A 16,027-nucleotide genomic window follows, 5' to 3' on the forward strand; every position below is an offset into this window, starting at 1 on the left:
ACTTCGCCCACGAAGGGACCTCGCATGCCCAGAACACGGCTCACCCCAGGGAACCCGCAGGGGACCGCCCCCGCAGCGGACGGGAGGCGCCGCCATGGCTGAGACCTCACCGCGCGTCGCCGTGGTGGGCGGCGGGCCTGGGGGCCTGACCCTCGCCAGGGTGCTCCAGACGCACGGGGTGGACGTCACGGTCTTCGAGCGCGACGCCTCGCCCGCGGCGCGTCCCCCGGGCGGGACGCTCGACCTGCACCCCGGCACCGGGCAGGCGGCGCTGGCCGCCGCCGGCCTGACCGAGGGCTTCCTGGCGCTCTCGCGCCCCGAGGGCGAGGAGGTGCGGGTGTCGGGCGCCGACGGGCAGGTGCTCGTGCACCACGAGCCCACGCCCGGGGTCGCCGCACGGCCCGAGATCGACCGGGGCGACCTCAGGTCGCTGCTGCTCGACTCGCTGGCCGCGGGGACCGTCCGCTGGGGGCGGGCGCTCACCGGCATCGCGGCAGCGCCCGACGGCCGCAGCAGGCCGGTGTTCGCCGGGCGGGGCGCCGCAGCGGATGCCGCGGACGACGCGGCGTTCGACCTGGTCGTGGGCGCGGACGGGGCCTGGTCGAAGACCCGGGCGCACCTGGGCGGCGCGGCGCCCGCCTTCTCCGGGGTGCACCTGGTGGAGGCCCGCATCGAGGGCCCGGGCACCCGCGCGCCCGCGGTCGCCGCGCTGGTGGGCGACGGCAGCCTCTACGCCTTCGACGGCGGCCTCGGCATCATGGCGCAGCGCAACACGCACGGCGTGGTCCGCGTCTACTTCACCCTGCGCGAGCCCGAGGGCGGCGCGCTGTACACCGGTGGCGCGCTCGACCGGCCCGGCACGGCGAGGGCCGCGCTGCGGGAGCGCTTCGCCGGCTGGTCGCCCGGCCTGCTCGACCTGCTCGACCTGTGCGGCGACTCCTTCGTCCACCGACCGCTGTACACACTGCCGCCCGGCCGCACCTGGCCCGCCCACCCCGCCATCACGCTGATCGGCGACGCCGCGCACCTGATGACACCGTTCGCCGGCATGGGCGCCAACCTCGCCATGCTGGACGGCGCAGAACTGGGCCTCGCCGTCGCACGCGAGGCGTCCGTACGGGAGGCGGTGGAGCGGTACGAGCGGGACGCCGTCCCCCGCGGCTCACGCGGCATCGAGGCGTCGGAGCGCGGCCTCGCCGCGTGCATGGCCCCCGAGGCACCGGCCAGCGCGGTCGCCTACCTGTCGGCACTGGCCTGACGGGTCCCGTCCGCTTCACCGGGCGCCGTGCGCCGCCCGGTGAAGCTCCTGCGGTAGGCGTGCGGGGAGAGGCCGACGCGGCGGCGGAAGTGGTCGCGGAAGCTGCTGGGGGCCGCGAAGCCGCTCAGGCGGGCCACGCGGTCGACGCCGTGGTCGGTGGTCTCCAGCAGCTCCTGGGCGTGGCGCACCCGCACCCCGGTGACCCACTCCATCGGGCTCTGCCCCGTCTCCGCGTGGAAGCGGCGGTTGAGGGTGCGCACGCTCATCCGCGCCGCACTCGCCAACTCGGTGAGGGTCAGCGGGCGGTGGGCGTTGCGCTCGATCCACGCGAGCACGGTTTCGAGCGACGCGGTGGCAAAGGCCGGCGGGTTGCGCACGACGAAGGGCGCCTGCCCGCCGTCGCGGTGCAGGGGCGCGACGGCGAGCCGCGACGCGTCGGCGGCCACGGCCCTGCCGTGGTCGGCACGGATCATGTGCAGGCACAGGTCGAGTCCGGCGGCCGCGCCCGCCGAGGTGAGGACGGGGCCACCGTCGACGTAGAGGGAGTCCGGGGCGACCTCGACGGACGGGTAGCGCCTGGCCAGCAGGTCGGCGGCGAGCCAGTGTGTGGTGGCGCGCCGCCCGTCGAGCAGCCCGGCCTCGGCGAGCACGAAAGCGCCCACGCAGATCGAGGCGATGCGCGCCCCGGCGGCGGCCGCGCGGCGCAGCGCGTCGAGCGCCTCCGGCGGCGCCGGGGCGTCGGCGGTGTTGCGGCCCGGCACGACGACCGTGTCGGCGCGCTCCAGCTCGTCGAGCCCGCTGTCCGTGCAGATCCGCATCGGCCCCGCCTCGACCATGGGGCGGGTGCCGCACACCAGCACCCGGTAGCCGCCCCGCCCTTGGGAAAGGCGCACCCGGCCGAAGGCCTCCACAGGGGTGGCCAGGTCGAACGCGATCACGTCGGGCAGCGCGAGAACGGCGACAGTGTGCACGCGGGCAGCGTACGCGCGGGGCCCGCGGGCCCCTGCCGCGAGGGGCGGCCCGGCCGCCCGCACCCGCCCGCGCGGCACGGGCCGCGCGTGGCGCCGGGAACGCCCGTGGCCAGATCCCGGCGGAGTGCGGCACCGCGGCCGGTTACGCGCTCCCTCACGCGGCGCGAGGATGCCGTGGACGGCGCGCTGTCCCGCGCCGGAAGGAGAACAGCCCCATGCCCTCACCTGCCGCGCAGATCGTGCTCTTCGACGGCTTCGATCCGCTGGACGCCGTCGCGCCGTTCGAGGTGCTCGCCGCGGGCGGCGACGCCGCCGCCGCCGAGCTGCCGGTCGCGTTCGTCTCGGCCGAGGGGCCGCGCCGTGTCGTCTCCGGCACCCGCGGCCTCGCGCTGGAGGCGACCGCCGCGCTCGACCCGGAGCGCCCCGGCTATGTCGTGGTGCCCGGCGCGTCAGGACCGGTCGACGGCGACCCGGACGAGGTGGACACGGTCCCCGTGCTGCTCGCCCGGTTCGCGGGCGGCGCGGCGGCGCCGCTGCTGCGCCGCGCCCTGGAGAACCCCGCCGTGACCGTGGCGACGGTCTGCGGCGGCTCGCTGGCCCTCGCGATGGCCGGGCTGATCGGGGGCAGGCCCGCGGTGACGCATGTGCTGGGCATGGACGTCCTCGACGCCACCGGCGCCCGCGCGGTGCGCGCCCGCGTCGTCGACGACGGCGACCTGGTGACCGCGGGCGGCGTCACCTCGGGGCTCGACCTCGGCCTGCACCTGCTGGACCGGGACTTCGGCCCGGCGGCCGCGCTCGCTGTGGAGGAGCTGTTCGAGTACCGGCGGCACGGGACCGTCTGGCGCGCCCACGCGCCGGCCGCGCCCGCCGCAGGGGCCCCGTAGCCCCGCGGCCGGAGAGCCGGGAACCCACGCACCCACGCACCCACGCAGCCGAGACGAAGGAACCCGCACCGTGAACGCCCTCACCGGAACCTGGGACGTGTCCCTGAGGACCCCCATCGGCACGCTCACCGTCCAGTACCTCTTCGAGGAGACGCCCGACGGGCTGCGCGGCACCGCGCGTGGCCGGGACGAGACCGTGAAGCTGCGCGGCCTCGCCACCGGGCCGGCGGACGGCGGCATCCGCGCCACCTGGAGCCGGCGCGTCACCAGGCCCCTGCGCCTCGACCTCGGCTTCGACGTCGTGGTCACCGGTGACGAGCTGACAGGCCACTCGCGCGCCGGCCGGCTGCCCCGTACCCGGGTCACCGGCCGGCGCGTGGCCGCCTGACGGGCTCCGCGGGGCGCGCCCCGCGTGCGGCGCCACCCCGCGGGGCCCGTACGGGCTACGGCCGGGCGTCCGGCGCGGGCACCCCCTCGGCCGGGGTCTCGCGGCCCACCGCGCGCCGCACCAGGGCGATCGCCACGACGATCGCGGCGACCAGCAGCGAGAGCAGCATCTCGTCGCGCGCGGAGTCGTCGGTGAGCATGTAGCCGACGACGAAGACGATGACCGCCGCCGTCAGCCACGTCAGGTACGGGAACAGCCACATCCGCACGACCAGCTTCTCCGGCGCCTCGCGCAGGATGATCCGGCGCATCCGCAGCTGCGTCAGGCAGATCACCAGCCACACGAACAGGGCGACAGCACCAGAGGAGTTCAGCAGGAACTGGAAGACGGTGTCGGGCCACTGGTAGTTGAACCACACCGCGAGGAAGCCGAACGCCACCGACGACAGGATCGCCACGTGCGGCACGCCGCGGCTGCTGGTGCGGTGGAAGGCGCGGGGCGCGTCGCCGCGCCGCCCCAGCGAGAACGCCATCCGCGAGGCCGTGTACAGGCCGGAGTTGAGACAGGACAGCACCGCGGTCAGCACGATCACGTCCATCACGGTGCCCACGTGCGGGATGCCTATCGTGTCGAGCGCGGCGACATAGCTGCCGTCCTTGGTGACGGCGGCGGAGTTCCACGGCACCAGCGCGAGCACCACGAAGATCGAGCCCAGGTAGAACACGCAGATGCGCCAGATCACGCTGTTGGTGGCCTTGGAGACGGCGCGGCGCGGGTCGGCGGACTCGCCGGCCGCGAGGGTGACGATCTCGCTGCCCATGAACGAGAACACCACGAGCAGCACCCCGGTGAGGATCGCGCCAGGACCCTTCGGCAGGAACCCGCCCGCGTCGGTGAGGTGCGAGAAGCCGGAGCCCGGGTGGTCGGAGCCGGGCAGCACGCCGAACGCGGCCAGCAGCCCGATGACGATGAACGCGCCGATCGCGACGACCTTGATGCCGGCGAACCAGAACTCGAACTCGCCGTAGGAGGCGACCGACGCGAGGTTCGAGCCGGTGAGCACGAACATCACGATCAGCGCCCACGCCCACTGCGGGACCGCGGGCACCCAGCCGTTGAGGATGGTGGCGCCCGCGGTCGCCTCGACGGCGAGCACGACGACCCAGAAGAACCAGTAGAGCCAGCCGATGGAGAACCCGGCCCAGCGGCCGAGCGCCCGGTCGGCGTAGGCGGAGAACGACCCGGAGCGCGGGTCGGCCGCCGCCATCTCGCCGAGCATCCGCATCACGAGGACGACGAGCAGGCCGACGAGGGCATACGAGACGAGGATGGCGGGGCCGGCGGCGGCGATGCCGGACCCGGAGCCCACGAAGAGGCCCGCGCCGATCACACCGCCGATCGCGATCATCGAGAGGTGGCGGTTCCTGAGCCCCGGGCGCAGGCCGCCCCCGTCCTCGCCTGGCGGGGTGGACGGATGCGGCGCGGCGGGGTCTCCGCCTTCCGCCGTGAGGGTGGGGGGACGAGTCATGTGGTGTGCATCCCTCGGTCGGGTCCACGACGTGGAGACGTCGCTGGTGTGTCGGACGGTCGGTGTCACGGCCTGCGGCACGGGCACGGGCAGGGGGCGCGGAGGTGTGACCACCCCGGCGCACGCTTCCCGTGACTCCGGCAGCGGCCTGCCCCGCATTGTCGGGTCCGGATCAACAGAACGCGAGCCCCCTGCCCTTACCCAGCGGTTCCCGTGCCACACTCGGGGCATGCGCGTCTACCTCGGCTCCGACCACGCGGGCTACGAACTCAAGAACCATCTCGTCCAGTGGCTCACCTCGCACGGCCACGAACCGGTCGACTGCGGACCGCACATCCTCGACGCCCAGGACGACTACCCGCCGTTCTGCCTGCGGGCCGCCGAGCGCACGGCGGCCGACCCGGACGGCCTCGGCATCGTGATCGGCGGCTCGGGCAACGGCGAGCAGATCGCCGCGAACAAGGTCAGGGGCGTACGGGCGGCGCTGGCGTGGAGCGAGGAGACCGCACGCCTCGGACGTGAGCACAACAACGCGAACGTGGTGTCGGTGGGCGCGCGGATGCACAGCCGCGACGAGGCCACCTCGTTCGTCGAGGTCTTCCTCGCGACGCCGTACTCGGGCGAGGCGCGGCACACCCGCCGCATCGACATGCTCACGGAGTACGAGAAGACGGGCGAGCTGCCCCCGGTGCCCGCACACCACCCCCAGCAGGGCTGAGCGCGGGTCCGCACGTGCCTGAAGGCCACACGATCCACCGCCTCGCCCTCGACCACACGGAGCGCTTCGGCGGCCGTGCGGTACGGGTGAGCAGCCCGCAGGGCAAGTTCTCCGACAGCGCGGCGCTCCTCGACGGGCGGGTGCTCGACGAGGCAGACGCCCACGGCAAGCACCTCTTCCTCGGCTTCGGAGGCATCGGCTGGGTCCATGTCCACCTGGGCCTCTTCGGCAAGGTGCGCTTCGGCGCGCCGCCCCTGCCGCCGCCCACCGACACGGTGCGGCTGCGGCTCTCCTGCGAGGCCGCGTACATGGACCTGCGGGGGCCGACGACCTGCGCGCTGATCACCGGAGCCGAGAAGCGCGCGGTGCACGAGCGGCTCGGCGCCGACCCGCTGCGGCCCGCCGCGTCGGCCGACGACGCGTGGCCGCGCATCTCCAGGTCCCGCACGACCGTCGCCGCACTGCTGATGGACCAGAAGACCGTGGCGGGCGTGGGCAACGTCTACCGCGCCGAGGTGCTGTTCCGGCACGGCATCGACCCGTACCGCGCGGGCCGCGACCTGACCCGCGCCGAGTGGGACGCCGTCTGGGCCGACCTGGTGGTCCTGATGCGGGAGGGCGTGCGCACCAACCGCATCGACACGGTGCGCCCCGAGCACGAGCCCGAGGCGATGGGCCGGGCGCCGCGCGTGGACGACCACGGCGGCGAGGTGTACGTGTACCGGAGGGCGAACCAGCCGTGCCTGGTGTGCGGCACGCCCGTGCGCACGGCGCAGCTCGCGGCCAGGAACCTCTTCTGGTGCCCGACCTGCCAGGCGCGGTGACCACCGCGGCTGTGAGATCGTCGTGACCATGGCAGGCGGTGGTACGGACAGGCTCCCCGTGCTCGGCGAGGCGCAGGCGGCGCTGCGGGCGCTCGGCGCGGGCCGCGCGGCCCTCCACCAGCGGCCCGCGGGCCGCGGGCACTGGTTCGCCGACTGGTCGGGGCCGCTGGCCGGCTCCGACGTGTACGTCGCGGTGATGGGCAGGTCCGCAACGGCGCGGAAGGTGCGCGTCGTGCTGGACGACTGGATCCTTGAGGACGTGGCGGTGGGCCGGGTCGGCGCGGTGCTGACGGCGGTCTTCGCGCCGGGCGCGGGGCGGGAGGCGGGCGAGGGCTCGGCCGCGATCCGGGTGAAGCGCGCCTACTTCGTCCTGCCCGTGCAGGAGCTGCGGGTGTCAGCGGGCCGCGCGCGCTACGCCGCCGTCAAGAAGCTGCCCGCCGAGGGGTCCGAGCACGCCGCCTGGGAACTCGCGCTCATGGCAGGGCAGAGCGGCGCGGGCGGCGCGGCGGGCTGACGCGCGGCGCCGTGCCCTGACCCGGCACGGTCGCGCACGGGGCAGTGGGGCGTACGGGCGGGTCAGGACGGGACGATCCCCCGTTCGACCATGCTCTGGCCCGCGGCCGCCACGGCGTCCCTGCTGGGGCGCGGTGCCCACCCGAGGACCTCGCGCGCCGTGTCGGTGGAGAAGCGGCGGGCGTAGCCGAGATCCTGCGCGGCGGCGCGCAGCGCGGGGTTGGTGGCGGCGCCGGCGCGCACGGCGTCGTCGGGGACGGTCCCGGTCGGGACCCGGGCCGCCGCCCGGCCGAGCGTGGCCCGCAGCGTGCCGGCGATCTCGGCCATCGGCAGGGCGGGGTCGCTCCCCAGGAGGATGCGCCGCCCGGCGGCCGCGGGCGCGGTCGTGGCGTCGACGTGCGCCGCGGCGACGTCACGCACGTCGACCACGGGGACGTAGAGGTCGAGCAGTCCTGGCACGGCACCGGTGAGGAGCCGTTCGACGATCCGGTTGGCCCCTGACGGCTCGCCGCTCAGCGCGGGCCCCATGACGGCGACGGGGAGCAGCGTGGTCAGCTCGGGGCCGCCGTCGGCGGCGAAGTCCCACGCCGCGCGTTCGGCGAGCGTCTTGCTGCGCCCGTAGGCGTCGGTGCCAGGACCGTCGAGCACGGTCCAGTCCGCCTCGGTGAAGACGCGGCCGTCGTGCGGGTGCCCCCAGGCGACCGCGTGGAAGGCGGAGGTGAGGACCACGCGCTCCGCGCCCGCCGCACGGGCCGCCCTGAGCACGCGCAGGGCGCCTTCGCGGGCGGGGACGATGATCTCGTCCTCGTTCTCGACGTGTCCCGGCATCACCGGCGAGGCCACGTGGACGACATGGCGGACACCGTCGAGCGCCGCGGGCCACCCGTCGTCGCCCGTCAGGTCGGCGGCGACGAACTCGAGCCGGTCGTCGGCCGTCATGCCGGCCCCGCGCAGGGACGTGCGGACGGCCTCCTCGCGTGCGAGCGAGCGCACGGTGGTCCGCACCCTGAGGCCCCGGGCGAGCGCGTCGAGGACGACGTGCCCGCCGATGAAGCCGGAGCCCCCGGTCACCAGAACGTCTTGCTGAGCCACTTCCCGTCTTCCTTCCCTCTGCGTCTTCCGGCCGCGTACGGCCCGTGCCCCGGACGCGAGCCCGCGGCCCGCCGCCGTGCGGGGCCGATCCTCTCCCGCCCGGCGGGGTCCAGCCTGCGGGCGCGCGGGAGGGCGGGCCAGTGCCCTCCCGGCACTGGTAGTCCCGGGGACAGGCACGGCGCCCGGCCCGCTGCCTACGCTGGAGGGCATGGACAAGGAGCCGAACCTGCTGGGCGAGTACCTCCGTGCCCGCCGCGAGCTCGTCACCCCTGAGCAGGCCGGGATCCCGGTCCTCGGCCCGCGCCGCGTCCCGGGGCTGCGCCGGGAGGAGGTGGCGATGCTCTCGGGCATCAGCGCCGAGTACTACCTGCGCCTCGAACAGGGCCGGGACCGCAATCCCTCGGTCCAGGTCCTGGAGTCCGTCGCCCGGGTCCTGCGGCTCGACGACACCACCTACCTGCTCGGCCTCGTCGGCGGCAGGCCACGGCGCAGGAGGCGGCGCCCGCAGCACGAGACCGTGCCGCCCGGCACGGCCGGGCTCGTGCGGTCCCTCGATCTGCCGGCGTTCGTCGAGGGCCGCTACCTCGACGTGCTGGCCGCCAACCCACTGGCCACCGCGTTCTCCCCACGCCTCGTACCGGGCCGCAACCGGCTCAGGGACGTCTTCCTCGACGAGGCGGAGGCGGCGATGTTCCCCGAGTGGGAGCGGACCACGGCCGGCCTGGTCGCGGGCTTCCGCAACGCGGTCGGCACCGACGCGGACGACCCCCGGGTGATCGGGCTGGTCGGCGAACTCTCGGTGGCCAGTGCGCGCTTCCGCACGCTGTGGGCCCGCCACGACGCGGGGAACCGGCGCACGAGCGCCACCCTCACCTTCGCCCACCCCCAACTCGGGCCGGTCACCCTGGGCCGCGAGAAACTGCTGGTCAACGGGACCGACGGGATCATGCTCGTCATCTACCACCCGGAGCCCGGCTCCGAGAGCGCCGACAAGCTCGCCCTGCTCGCCTCGGCCTCCCTCAAGCCCGCGAGGTCCCGGGCCACCACCCGGTCGGACACCGCCTGAGGCCCGACCCGGCCCGGCCTACCGCTGTTCTCCCGCGCCGGCCCGCTCGGGCGCCTGGAGAGAGCGCGCACGGGTCCCGCGCGCGGGGCCGTCGTCCGCGGCGAGCCCGATCAGGAGGAGCTCGACGAGCCGCCCGAGGGCCGCGCCCGAGCGCGCGGGCCGGAACGAGGCGATCGCGCCGAGGCAGACCCGTACGTCCTCCACCGTGACGTCCCGGCGCACCGCGCCGGCCTCGCGCGCGCGGTCCACGAGCTGCCGCATCGCCCGTTCCTGCGCGCGGCGGTCGGCGGCGAAGGAGGCGGCCGCCGGGTGGGAGCCGAACAGGGCCTCGTCCAGCCCGCGGTCGTGCACCCGGTGCTCCGCGAAACGGCGCACGGCGCCGCCGAGCGCCCGCCAGGGATCGGGCTCGGCCAGCAGCGCCCGCATGTCCGCACGGCACTCCGCGACGAGCTCGGCGAGCGCCGCCGCGACGAGGTCGGTGCGTGCAGGGAAGTGCCGGTGGACCGTGGCGGTGCCCAGGCCGGCGCGGCGGGCGATCTCGCGCATCGGCACGTCGAGCCCCTCGCCCGCGAAGGCGGCGCGCGCGGTGGCGAGGATGCGGCGGCGGTTGAGCTCCGCGTCCGTGCGTGGTTTCCGAGTCACTTCGTTCTCCGCGGTTCTCACTTCGGCCCGGGACGGGGCACCTGCCGCGCGTCCAAGGCCACCGTAGAGCCGGGCCCGGAGACTCCGGGCCGGAGAGGTGGCCATGCGGGCAGTGCGGTTCGAGCGTTTCGGTCCCCCCGGTGTCCTCGGCATCGGTTGTTCGCCCGAGCCGCACGCGGGCCGCGGCGAGGTCCGTGTCGCGGTGCGCACCAGCGGGGTGTCGCCCGTCGACCTCGCGCTGCGGGCCGGGGCGTCGCCCTCACGCGACAGCCTCGCGCTGCCCCACGTCCCCGGGGTGGACGCGGCCGGCGTGATCGACGAGGTCGGCGAGGGCGTGGCGGGCTGGGCCGTCGGGGACGAGGTGTTCGGCGCGGTCGACGTGTCCCGGCTCGGCGGGGCGTGCGCGCAGTTCGCCGTCCTGGCGTTCTGGGAGGCGAAGCCGGCCGCTCTGTCGTGGGAGGAGGCGGGCGCCGCCGCGACAGGCGTGGAGACGGCCACCCGCGCACTCGACCTGCTCGGAGTGTGCGAGGGGACGGCCGCGACCCTGCTGATCGACGGCGCGACGGGCGGCGTCGGCAGCATCGCCGTGCAGTTGGCCGCGGCTCGCGGGGCCCGCGTCGTCGCGACCGGCCGCCCCGGCAGCGAAGGGTTCCTCTCCGCGCTCGGCGCGATCCCGCTGCCCTACGGGCCCGGCCTGGCCGGGCGCGTCCGCGCACTGGGCGCCTCGCGCGTCGACCGCGCGCTCGACGTGGCAGGGGCCGGGTCGCTCGACGAACTCGTCCGCCTCACCGGCGGCGCCGGGTCGGTGGTCACCCTGGCGGATGCGACAGGCCCGAACCGCGGGGTGCGCCTCTCCCGCGGCCGCTTCGGCGGCGAGCCCGACGGGTGCCACGGCCTCGCCGTCGCCGCGGATCTCGCGGAGAGGGGGCTGTTCCGCGTCCCCGTCCAGGCGGTTCACCCGGCCGACCGGGCGGCGGAGGCGCACGCGGCTGCCGGTACGGGGCCCCGCCTGGGCAAGACCGTCATCGATCTCGCCGCACTCACCCGCGAGGGGCAGGCGGCGGGGTGACGGGCGGGCGGGGCCGGGTGCCGAGCACGGCCGTCGCGCCGAGGTCGTCGTCCTCGGCGGTGCGCGCTTCGAGCCCGGCCGCGGTGAACGCGGCGAGCGCCGCGGGCGCCTGGCGCCCGCCGGCCTCGCTCAGCAGCACGCCGCCCGGCGCGAGCCACTGCGGCGCCTCGGCCGCGACCCGGCGCAGCACGTCGAGGCCGTCGCCCCCGCCGTCGAGGGAGAGCAGCGGCTCGTGCGCGCGGGCCTCGGCCGGCAGCAGCGGCACCTCGCCCGTCGGCACGTAGGGGACGTTGGCGACGAGCACGTCGACCCTGCCCCGCAGCCGCCGCGGCAGGGCCGCGAACAGGTCGCCCTGGTAAACGGCGGCGCCGAGGGGTTCGAGGTTGCGGCGGGCGCAGGCGACCGCCGCGGGGTCGAGGTCGGCCGCGTGCACCTCGGCGGCGCCCGCGCGGGCGAGGGCGGCGCCGAGCGCGCCCGAGCCGCAGCACAGGTCGACCGCGGTGCCGCCGGGCGGCAGCAGCCGCAGGGCGTGGCCCGCGAGGAACTCGGTGCGGCGGCGCGGCACGAAGACGCCGGGCCCGACGGAGATGCGCATCCCGAGGAACCCGGCCCAGCCGAGCACGTGTTCGAGCGGCTCGCCCGCGGCGCGCCGCGCGGCCATCCGCCCGGCCTCCTCGGGCCCGGCGGCGGTGGACAGGATGAGCGCCGCCTCCTCCTCCGCGAAGACGCAGCCCGCGGCGCGGAGCTCGGCGACGAGTGACATGGCGCGTGGCGGACCTTCCTGAAGGGGCGGGGACGGCGCGCGCCGTACCGCGGGCCGCGGGCCGGCGCCCCGGCCGGGTCGGGGGCGCCGACGGCGTCGGACCCGCCCCCGGGCGCGCGGTCGCCGAACGTACCACGGCCGCCGCGCCGGCGGACCGCCCTCGCGCGCCGCCGGGCATCCCGGGCGGCGCCCGTGGTGCTGCCGGGGCGTCCGGGGCCTCAGGGAGCGGCGGATTCCCCCGATCCGGGGGTGTGGGCGGGCGGCGGGGGCGCCGGGTCGCGTGCTGCCCGACAATGGGGTGGACAACGTCACGTGTACGGCCCGCAAGATGGGCAAGGCACAACCCCGGGGCCGGAGCCGCGACGGCGCGGAGCCGCCCAGGACCACCGCAGCGTACGTACAGCGCCGTGCGTGCACGCCTCCTCCCGTACACACGTCACCGCAAGGAGTCCCCGTGAAGGTCGGAATCGTCGGAGCCACCGGTCAGGTCGGCACGGTCATGCGCAGGATCCTCGCGGAGCGCGGCTTTCCTGTCACGCGGCTGCGCCTGTTCGCGTCGGCGCGCTCGGCCGGCACCACGCTGGAGTGGCAGGGCGAGGAGATCACGGTCGAGGACGCGGCGGCCGCCGACTACGCGGGACTCGACATCGTGCTGTTCTCCGCGGGCGGCGCCACCTCGAAGGCGCTGGCGGAGCGGGTCGCGGGGCAGGGCGCCGTGGTGATCGACAACTCGTCCGCGTGGCGGCGCGACCCCGCGGTGCCGCTGGTGGTCAGCGAGGTCAACCCGCACGCGGCCGCCCACCGGCCCAAGGGCATCATCGCCAACCCGAACTGCACGACGATGGCCGCGATGCCCGTGCTCAGGCCGCTGCACGCGGAGGCGGGGCTCACGGCGCTGGTCGCCACCACCTACCAGGCCGTCTCGGGATCGGGGCTCGCCGGCGTCGCCGAGCTGCACGACCAGGCGCGCAAGGTGGTGGAGGCGGCGGACGGCCTCACCCACGACGGCCGCGCCGCCGACTTCCCCGAACCGTCGGTCTACAAGCGGCCCATCGCCTTCAACGTGCTCCCCTTCGCCGGCAGCCTCGTCGAGGACGGGCTGCACGAGACGGACGAGGAGCAGAAGCTCCGCCACGAGTCGCGCAAGATCCTGGAGATCCCGGAGCTGAAGGTCTCGGGCACCTGCGTGCGCGTGCCGGTCTTCACCGGGCACTCGCTCCAGGTCAACGCGCGCTTCGAGCGGCCGCTGACCGTGGAGCGCGCCTACGAGCTGCTGGCCGACGCCCCGGGCGTGGAGGTCTCCGAGATCCCCACCCCGCTCCAGGCCGCGGGCACCGACCCGTCGTACGTCGGCCGCATCCGGGCGGACGAGACGGTGGAGGGCGGCAGGGGCCTCGCGCTGTTCGTCTCCAACGACAACCTCCGCAAGGGGGCCGCGCTCAACGCGGTCCAGATCGCCGAGCTGGTCGCCGCGGAGCTCGGCGGCGCCTGAGCCGCACGGCCCGGGGGCCGGGGCGCCTCGCGTGCCCCGGCCTCCGGGCGTACCGGGGTATATCCCTCGCCACCGGCCCCCGCCCGCGTGGAAGGATGGCGGCCGTACAGCGTCACACAACGAGGAGATGACCCGGTGCCTGGTACGAACCTGACCCGCGACGAGGCGCAGCAGCGGGCACGGCTGCTCCGCGTGGACGGCTACGAGATCGACGTGGACCTCGGCGGCGCGCAGGACGGGGGCACGTTCCCCTCGGTGACGGTCGTGCGCTTCGACAGCGCCGAGGACGGTGCGGAGACCTTCATCGACCTGGTGGCGCCCGCGGTGCGCGAGGTCGTGCTGAACGGCGCCGCGCTCGACGTGGACGCGGTCTTCAAGGACTCGCGGATCGCGCTGCCAGGACTGCGCGCGGGCGCCAACGAGCTGCGGGTGGTCGCGGACTGCGCGTACACGAACACCGGCGAGGGGCTGCACAGGTTCGTCGACCCGGTCGACGAACAGGTCTATCTGTACACGCAGTTCGAGGTGGCGGACTCGCGGCGGGTGTTCGCCGTGTTCGAGCAGCCCGACCTGAAGGCGACGTTCCGCTTCACCGTGAAGGCGCCGGCCGGCTGGACCGTGGTGTCGAACGCGCCGACGCCGGAGGCGGACGCCGAGGGCGTGCGCCGCTTCGACGCGACGCCCCGGATCTCCTCGTACATCACGGCGCTCATCGCCGGCCCGTACCACTCCGTGCACAGCACGTACGAGAAGGACGGGCGTACGGTCCCGCTCGGCATCTACTGCCGCCCCTCGCTCGCCGAGTTCCTGGACGCGGACGCGGTCTTCGAGGTGACCCGGCAGGGCTTCGACTGGTTCCAGGAGAAGTTCGACCACCCCTACCCGTTCGCCAAGTACGACCAGCTGTTCGTGCCGGAGTTCAACGCGGGCGCGATGGAGAACGCGGGCGCGGTGACCATCCGCGACCAGTACGTCTTCCGCTCCAAGGTGACGGACGCGGCGTACGAGGGCCGCGCCGAGACCATCCTGCACGAGCTGGCGCACATGTGGTTCGGCGACCTGGTCACCATGGAGTGGTGGAACGACCTGTGGCTGAACGAGTCGTTCGCCACCTTCACCTCGATCGCCTGCCAGGCCGCGGCGCCCGGCTCGCGCTGGCCCACGTCCTGGACGAGCTTCGCCAACTCGATGAAGACCTGGGCGTACCGGCAGGACCAGCTGCCCTCCACGCACCCGATCATGGCGGACATCCGCGACCTGGACGACGTGCTCGTCAACTTCGACGGGATCACGTACGCCAAGGGCGCGTCCGTGCTCAAGCAGCTCGTCGCGTACGTCGGCGAGGACGAGTTCTTCCGCGGCGTGCAGGCGTACTTCAAGGAGCACGCCTTCGGCAACACCCGCCTCTTGGACCTGCTCGGCGCGCTGGAGCAGACCTCGGGCCGCGACCTGAAGGCCTGGTCGAAGGCGTGGCTCGAGACCGCGGGCATCAATGTGCTGCGGCCCGAGATCGAGACCGACGCGTCCGGCGCCGTCACCTCCTTCGCCGTGCGCCAGGAGGCGCCCGCGCTGCCCGAGGGCGCCACGGGCACGCCGGTGCTGCGCCCGCACCGGATCGCGATCGGCTGCTACGACTTCGACGCGGAGGGCCGCCTCGCCCGCACCGACCGCATCGAGCTCGACGTGGACGGCGAGCGCACCGAGGTGCCGTTCCCCGCGGGCCGGCGGCGGCCCGCGGTGATCCTGCTCAACGACGACGACCTCTCGTACGCGAAGGTGCGCCTCGACGAGGAGTCGCTGAAGGCCGTCACCGAGCACCTGGGCGACTTCACCGAGTCCCTGCCGCGCGCCCTGTGCTGGGCGTCGGCGTGGGACATGACCCGCGACGGCGAGCTGGCCACCCGCGACTACCTGAAGCTGGTGCTCTCCGGCATCTCCAAGGAGAGCGACATCGGCGTGGTGCAGTCGCTGCACCGGCAGGCGAAGCTGGCGCTCGACCAGTACGCGGCGCCGTCCTGGCGCGAGGCGGGCCTCACCCAGTGGACGGAGGCCACCCTCGCGCACCTGCGGGCAGCGGAGCCCGGCAGCGACCACCAGCTGGCGTGGGCGCGGGCGTTCGCGGCGACGGCCCGCACCCCGCAGCAGCTGCACCTGCTCCAGGGCCTGCTCGACGGCCGGGAGGCCGTCGAGGGCCTCGCCGTCGACACGGAGCTGCGCTGGGCGTTCGTGCAGCGGCTCGCGGCGACCGGCGACTTCGACGAGGAGGAGATCGCCGCCGAGTACGAGCGCGACCGCACGGCGGCGGGCGAGCGGCACGCGGCGGCCGCGCGCTCGGCGCGGCCCACGGCGGCGGCCAAGGCCGAGGCGTGGGCATCGGTCGTCGAGGACGACAAGCTGCCCAACGCGGTGCAGGAGGCCGTGATCGCGGGCTTCGTCCAGACCGACCAGCGCGAGCTGCTCGCCCCGTACGCGGAGAAGTACTTCGCCGCCGTGGCCGACGTGTGGGAATCCAGGTCGCACGAGATGGCCCAGCAGATCGCGGTCGGCCTGTACCCGGCGCTCCAGGTCGCGCAGGAGACCCTGGAGGCGACGGACGCGTGGCTCGCGTCCGCGGGCCCCAACGCGGCGCTGCGCCGCCTGGTGGCCGAGTCGCGCTCCGGCGTCGAGCGCGCCCTGCGCGCCCGCGCGGCCGACGAGGCCGCGGGCGTCTGACACCCCGCAGCGGCCGCACCGGCCCCGCCCGCGTCACGCGGGCGGGGCCCGCAGGACGGGCGGGGTGTACGACGCCGACGCGCTCCAGGTCTTCAACCGGCGCA

At 75.5% G+C, this 16,027-nt stretch carries 15 protein-coding genes; 10 read left to right on the forward strand and 5 right to left on the reverse strand.

The window, feature by feature from the left end:
* Positions 1–94 precede the first annotated feature (94 nt).
* Positions 95–1,258: an FAD-dependent monooxygenase gene (locus AB0910_RS05740; RefSeq protein WP_366743242.1), complete on the forward strand. Its 1,164-nt coding sequence runs from the start codon at positions 95–97 to the stop codon at positions 1,256–1,258.
* On the opposite strand, the gene AB0910_RS05745 is transcribed toward AB0910_RS05740, so the two are convergent.
* Positions 1,237–2,229, reverse strand: a complete 993-nt coding sequence (locus tag AB0910_RS05745; RefSeq protein ID WP_366743243.1) for a helix-turn-helix domain-containing protein — start codon at positions 2,227–2,229, stop codon at positions 1,237–1,239. The genes AB0910_RS05740 and AB0910_RS05745 overlap by 22 nt on opposite strands.
* Before the next feature lie 215 nt (positions 2,230–2,444).
* On the opposite strand from AB0910_RS05745, the gene AB0910_RS05750 reads away from it, so the two are divergent.
* Both AB0910_RS05750 and AB0910_RS05755 read left to right on the forward strand, forming a co-directional pair.
* Positions 2,445–3,116 (forward strand): DJ-1/PfpI family protein, encoded by a 672-nt coding sequence (locus AB0910_RS05750; protein ID WP_366743244.1) that lies wholly within the window; start codon positions 2,445–2,447, stop codon positions 3,114–3,116.
* A gap of 70 nt (positions 3,117–3,186) precedes the next feature.
* Positions 3,187–3,504 carry a hypothetical protein gene (locus AB0910_RS05755; RefSeq protein WP_366743245.1) on the forward strand — a complete coding sequence of 106 codons (318 nt, stop codon included), beginning with the start codon at positions 3,187–3,189 and terminating at the stop codon, positions 3,502–3,504.
* Between the two features lie 55 nt (positions 3,505–3,559).
* On the opposite strand, the gene AB0910_RS05760 is transcribed toward AB0910_RS05755, so the two are convergent.
* Positions 3,560–5,032, reverse strand: a complete 1,473-nt coding sequence (locus tag AB0910_RS05760) for an amino acid permease (RefSeq protein WP_366743246.1) — start codon at positions 5,030–5,032, stop codon at positions 3,560–3,562.
* Between the two features lie 229 nt (positions 5,033–5,261).
* Here AB0910_RS05760 and AB0910_RS05765 point away from each other — a divergent pair, with 229 nt between their 5' ends.
* The 3 genes from AB0910_RS05765 to AB0910_RS05775 are packed head-to-tail and all read left to right on the forward strand — an operon-like array spanning position 5,262 to position 7,088.
* Complete coding sequence (locus AB0910_RS05765) at positions 5,262–5,750, forward strand: ribose-5-phosphate isomerase (protein WP_366743247.1); 489 nt, start codon at positions 5,262–5,264, stop codon at positions 5,748–5,750.
* Between the two features lie 14 nt (positions 5,751–5,764).
* Positions 5,765–6,574: a DNA-formamidopyrimidine glycosylase family protein gene (locus tag AB0910_RS05770; protein ID WP_366743248.1), complete on the forward strand. Its 810-nt coding sequence runs from the start codon at positions 5,765–5,767 to the stop codon at positions 6,572–6,574.
* A 28-nt stretch (positions 6,575–6,602) separates the two neighbouring features.
* Positions 6,603–7,088, forward strand: coding sequence for a hypothetical protein (locus AB0910_RS05775; protein WP_366743249.1), 486 nt, complete (start codon positions 6,603–6,605; stop codon positions 7,086–7,088).
* A 62-nt stretch (positions 7,089–7,150) separates the two neighbouring features.
* On the opposite strand, the gene AB0910_RS05780 is transcribed toward AB0910_RS05775, so the two are convergent.
* Positions 7,151–8,179 carry an NAD-dependent epimerase/dehydratase family protein gene (locus AB0910_RS05780; protein WP_366743250.1) on the reverse strand — a complete coding sequence of 343 codons (1,029 nt, stop codon included), beginning with the start codon at positions 8,177–8,179 and terminating at the stop codon, positions 7,151–7,153.
* A 208-nt stretch (positions 8,180–8,387) separates the two neighbouring features.
* Here AB0910_RS05780 and AB0910_RS05785 point away from each other — a divergent pair, with 208 nt between their 5' ends.
* Positions 8,388–9,245, forward strand: a complete 858-nt coding sequence (locus tag AB0910_RS05785) for a helix-turn-helix transcriptional regulator (protein ID WP_366743251.1) — start codon at positions 8,388–8,390, stop codon at positions 9,243–9,245.
* An 18-nt stretch (positions 9,246–9,263) separates the two neighbouring features.
* On the opposite strand, the gene AB0910_RS05790 is transcribed toward AB0910_RS05785, so the two are convergent.
* On the reverse strand, positions 9,264–9,887 hold the full coding sequence (locus AB0910_RS05790) for a helix-turn-helix domain-containing protein (RefSeq protein ID WP_366743252.1): 624 nt from the start codon (positions 9,885–9,887) through the stop codon (positions 9,264–9,266).
* A gap of 103 nt (positions 9,888–9,990) precedes the next feature.
* Between AB0910_RS05790 and AB0910_RS05795 the strand changes: the two genes are divergently transcribed.
* Positions 9,991–10,956 (forward strand): NADP-dependent oxidoreductase, encoded by a 966-nt coding sequence (locus AB0910_RS05795; RefSeq protein ID WP_366743253.1) that lies wholly within the window; start codon positions 9,991–9,993, stop codon positions 10,954–10,956.
* Here the strand turns inward: AB0910_RS05795 and AB0910_RS05800 are convergent.
* Positions 10,928–11,719 carry a putative protein N(5)-glutamine methyltransferase gene (locus AB0910_RS05800; protein ID WP_366743254.1) on the reverse strand — a complete coding sequence of 264 codons (792 nt, stop codon included), beginning with the start codon at positions 11,717–11,719 and terminating at the stop codon, positions 10,928–10,930. The two genes, AB0910_RS05795 and AB0910_RS05800, sit on opposite strands and share 29 nt — an antisense overlap.
* Before the next feature lie 454 nt (positions 11,720–12,173).
* On the opposite strand from AB0910_RS05800, the gene AB0910_RS05805 reads away from it, so the two are divergent.
* On the forward strand, positions 12,174–13,211 hold the full coding sequence (locus AB0910_RS05805) for an aspartate-semialdehyde dehydrogenase (protein WP_366743255.1): 1,038 nt from the start codon (positions 12,174–12,176) through the stop codon (positions 13,209–13,211).
* A 135-nt stretch (positions 13,212–13,346) separates the two neighbouring features.
* Complete coding sequence (pepN, locus tag AB0910_RS05810) at positions 13,347–15,923, forward strand: aminopeptidase N (protein WP_366743256.1); 2,577 nt, start codon at positions 13,347–13,349, stop codon at positions 15,921–15,923.
* The last annotated feature ends 104 nt before the right edge of the window (positions 15,924–16,027 follow it).

It is taken from the genome of Streptomyces sp. NPDC047002 (assembly GCF_040704505.1).
Taxonomy (GTDB): domain Bacteria; phylum Actinomycetota; class Actinomycetes; order Streptomycetales; family Streptomycetaceae; genus Streptomyces.

Bases quoted from the DNA above. Each gene is read 5' to 3' on its own strand.
- AB0910_RS05740 (WP_366743242.1), top strand. From the start codon at position 95: ATGGCTGAGACCTCACCGCGCGTCGCCGTGGTGGGCGGCGGGCCTGGG.
- AB0910_RS05750 (WP_366743244.1), top strand. From the start codon at position 2,445: ATGCCCTCACCTGCCGCGCAGATCGTGCTCTTCGACGGCTTCGATCCG.
- AB0910_RS05760 (WP_366743246.1), bottom strand. From the start codon at position 5,032: ATGACTCGTCCCCCCACCCTCACGGCGGAAGGCGGAGACCCCGCCGCG.
- AB0910_RS05765 (WP_366743247.1), top strand. From the start codon at position 5,262: ATGCGCGTCTACCTCGGCTCCGACCACGCGGGCTACGAACTCAAGAAC.
- AB0910_RS05775 (WP_366743249.1), top strand. From the start codon at position 6,603: ATGGCAGGCGGTGGTACGGACAGGCTCCCCGTGCTCGGCGAGGCGCAG.
- AB0910_RS05785 (WP_366743251.1), top strand. From the start codon at position 8,388: ATGGACAAGGAGCCGAACCTGCTGGGCGAGTACCTCCGTGCCCGCCGC.
- AB0910_RS05795 (WP_366743253.1), top strand. From the start codon at position 9,991: ATGCGGGCAGTGCGGTTCGAGCGTTTCGGTCCCCCCGGTGTCCTCGGC.
- AB0910_RS05800 (WP_366743254.1), bottom strand. From the start codon at position 11,719: ATGTCACTCGTCGCCGAGCTCCGCGCCGCGGGCTGCGTCTTCGCGGAG.